4 protein-coding genes are annotated in these 2,674 nt (G+C 26.1%); all 4 read left to right on the forward strand.

Annotated elements, in window-relative coordinates; translation table 11 throughout:
• A partial coding sequence (locus tag ACQRD5_RS16945; protein WP_427747097.1) for a hypothetical protein occupies nt 1–544 on the forward strand: 544 nt, incomplete at its 5' end.
• A gap of 408 nt (nt 545–952) precedes the next feature.
• On the forward strand, nt 953–1,087 hold the full coding sequence (locus ACQRD5_RS16950) for a hypothetical protein (RefSeq protein ID WP_291631699.1): 135 nt from the start codon (nt 953–955) through the stop codon (nt 1,085–1,087).
• A gap of 181 nt (nt 1,088–1,268) precedes the next feature.
• Nucleotides 1,269–1,691: a Hin recombinase gene (locus ACQRD5_RS16955; RefSeq protein ID WP_291631701.1), complete on the forward strand. Its 423-nt coding sequence runs from the start codon at nt 1,269–1,271 to the stop codon at nt 1,689–1,691.
• A gap of 259 nt (nt 1,692–1,950) precedes the next feature.
• Nucleotides 1,951–2,340: a hypothetical protein gene (locus tag ACQRD5_RS16960; RefSeq protein ID WP_291631703.1), complete on the forward strand. Its 390-nt coding sequence runs from the start codon at nt 1,951–1,953 to the stop codon at nt 2,338–2,340.
• Nucleotides 2,341–2,674: the final 334 nt, after the last annotated feature.

Below are 2,674 nucleotides of genomic sequence, written 5' to 3' on the forward strand. Positions count from 1 at the left end.
TATGTTGAGAAGTGTTGCAGAAGTATCAGTTTTAACTGGTTTAAGCAAAGTTAGTATATATAATAAAATTAAGTTAAAAGAGATGGAACAATATGTAGTCAAGAATAAAGGAATTACCTATGTTTCAGATGAAGGAATTACTTTAATTAAAGAAGGTTTAAACTTAAAAGAAGATACTTTAAACTCTTTAAACGATAGCTTAAAAGTAAATGAAGATGAAATTGCTATAAGTATTGAAAATAAAGAACTTGAAGAGTTTAAAGTAGAGTTAAAAGAGTTAAATAAAGACTATTTAAATAGTTTAAAGTCTGAAAATGAAGTTTTAAAAAAGCAATTAGATGAAAAAGATAAGCAAATAGCAGAATTACATAAGCTAATAGAAAATAGCCAGATCCTTTTAAAAGAAGAACAGAAGAAATTAGATAAGCAGCTATACTTAGAAGAGCATTTTGAAGAAGTTGATATTAAGCTCCAAGATCTTAAAGAGAAAATGGAGCAAAGAAGAAATGATAAAAAAAGTTTTTTAAAATTTTTTTCAAAATGAGGTTTACAAATTTAATAGAAAATGACTTTATTATTTTAAGGGGGCACGTGCCCCTTTTTTAATAGAAATTAATTCAATAATTAAATTGTGAAAAAAGTTTATTCATAATTTAATTATTGAATAAGCAGTAGATTTATAAATTAATTATTGAAAATATTTTATGTTTAAAGGGGGCATATGCCCCTTAATTTTGAAAGATAGCAAGCATAGTGAGTGTCTACACACATCACTTAAATAAAATTTTTTTAGGGCAAAAAAAAGAAGAATAAATGTGGAATAAATAAATTAATCCTTTTATCAATAAAAGTAGGTGTTCCTGGGGAACACTTTTTATAAAATTTCATCTAAAAAAATATTTTTAAATAAAAATTTTTTCACTTCAAGGGGGCATATGCCCCTTTTTATTTTATGAAAAGTTACCAGCTAATAAATTATAAAATATTTACCTTTGTAATTTCCAGTTATAAATATTTTATAAATCTACTTAGAAAAAATAATAATGAAGCAGCAGCTAAATTTATTACAGTAACTTTAACAATATAGTTGAGGATATAAAAGAAAAATAATTTTAAATGTTAGTTAGTTATTTAGTTAGTTATTAGGGTATTAATTAATTTTTACGGTTTAATAATTAATATATATAAATTCATAAATTAATTATTGAATAAACAAAAATAGTATGTTACAATGGATTCATAAATTAAATTATGAATGGAGTAATAGTATGGGTGAAGTGCAAAGATTAAAAGAACAAAATGAACGTCTTTTAAAAGATATAAAAGACTTGGAGGAACAATTACGTAGATCAGCTTATTATAAAGAAGGTCATTTTGTTATAGAAGCAGTTGAAAGAGGGCATAAGATAGAAAAGTTAGAGAAGGAAATTAAAATATTAAAAAATGAAATTCAAAAATTAAAAGATGAAAATAAATTATTAAGAAGCAATAAAGGAGTAAAAGGATCAACAGAGTTAAAAATTCATAATGAACGTGGTGCTGGAAGAAAATCAAGATTTACGGATCAAGAAAAAGAAACTATGAAACTTTATCGTATTCAAGGTAAAACCATTAAAGAAATAGCTGAAATGTATTCTTGTTCAGTTGGATTAGTTCATAAATTAATTAGTGAAGATAAAAGGGATTTATAAATTACTCTATAAAAATAATTCAATAATTAATTATTGAATTTACTGTTAATTAGTATTCTTAAGAATGGATTTTCACTCCCTTTTTTAAAGGGGCAGGATAAGGACGGTGCAACCTAAAGGCACAAATTCAAGGCAAAGCCTTGAAAATAACACATTTATATAGTGGTGCAAACTATTGATTTATTTATAATATGTGATGTAAAATTAATATAAAATATAAGATATTTACTTAAAATACTGTATTTAAGGGTGGTGCATTATGACAAAAAGAATATCTATAACATTTACTGATGAACAAGCAGAAGTTATTGAAAAAATATCTAAACGAGAAGGAAGATCCTTTGCCGATACTGTAAGAAGCTTATGTGATGAAGCCATAAAACTTCAAGCTTCAAATGACAATATAGATTTAATTACTGGAATTATTGATGAAAGATTAAGTGCTATATTAAAACCACATGTTGAAAGATTAGCCTCATTATCAGCTAAGGGTGCTATAATGAGTGCAACATCAACCTTTTTAAATGCGCAAGCACTTTCTGACTTTGTACCAAAAGAAAGAAGAAAAGACTTTGTAGAATCTTATGAGAAAGCAAAACTAAAAGGAATTGCTTATGTTAAAAATAGAGTATATGATAAAGAAGAATAAAAAGAGAAGATTGCTATAAATAGCTCTAAAATCAATTTTAAGAGCCTTAACATAATAAAGGTATAAAATTATTGGCGATAGTTTTAAAATTGAAAATAGGGGCAATTTCACGACTTGTATTATAAAAATTATGATATAATATCATTGTGCACATTGGTCGCTACTCCCAAATGGCGAGGTATAAAAAGGGAGTTGGTACTACTCAATGCCAACTGAAAATGAGTGTAGCAACCGAGCAACTGCTACTGAAAAGGTATATGCTTAGGCTATGATTACCGTAAAGCTCGGAGTTTAATTTTAGGGCATATGCCCCATTTTGAAAGATAGAAAAAAA

It is taken from the genome of Clostridium sp. SGI.024, assembly GCF_050315195.1.
In the GTDB taxonomy this organism is placed as follows: Bacteria; Bacillota; Clostridia; order Clostridiales; family Clostridiaceae; genus Clostridium.

Coding starts and splice junctions, on each gene's coding strand:
- ACQRD5_RS16950 (WP_291631699.1), top strand. CDS start 953: ATGAAAAGTTACCAGCTAATAAATTATAAAATATTTACCTTTGTAATT.
- ACQRD5_RS16955 (WP_291631701.1), top strand. CDS start 1,269: ATGGGTGAAGTGCAAAGATTAAAAGAACAAAATGAACGTCTTTTAAAA.
- ACQRD5_RS16960 (WP_291631703.1), top strand. CDS start 1,951: ATGACAAAAAGAATATCTATAACATTTACTGATGAACAAGCAGAAGTT.